At 46.3% G+C, this 408-nt stretch carries 1 protein-coding gene; it reads left to right on the top strand.

From position 1 onward, the window contains the following. On the top strand, window positions 1-408 hold a 408-nt coding region (locus AB4298_RS20935), incomplete at both ends, for a hypothetical protein (RefSeq protein WP_371988299.1).

Raw genomic sequence — 408 nt, 5'->3', positions numbered from 1 at the left:
TTAGATTTGTCTTCATTGGCGGAGGGAGAGTTAACGCTGCGGGCGATAACCTCTGATTTTGAAGGCAATATTGGCACTAGTACCAATACCGTAGTTAAGGATACTTTAGCCTCGGTCACCATCGAGTTTGTTGATAATGATGAGGTGATAAATAGCGCTGAACAGCAAGCTGTTATGGTGCGTGGCACGGTCAGTAATATCGAAAATGGCCAAACTATAACGGTGACGTTCAGTGACGGCTTAGGGAGTGAGCGCAGCTTTACTACTGTGGTTGTTGCTGGAGCATGGCAATTATCAGGTGTTGATTTAACAGGCTTTGGTGATGGTAGTGTAACCGCGACGGTATCGGTTGAAGATCTAGCGGGTAACCAAGCGAGTGCGACGGATGTTATTGCGGTCGATATTTTA

It is taken from the genome of Shewanella sp. 10N.261.52.F9, assembly GCF_041471165.1.
GTDB lineage: Bacteria > Pseudomonadota > Gammaproteobacteria > Enterobacterales > Shewanellaceae > Shewanella > Shewanella marinintestina.
Note: the sequence above shows the minus strand (reverse complement) of the source record. Positions and strands in the feature narration are given on the sequence as shown.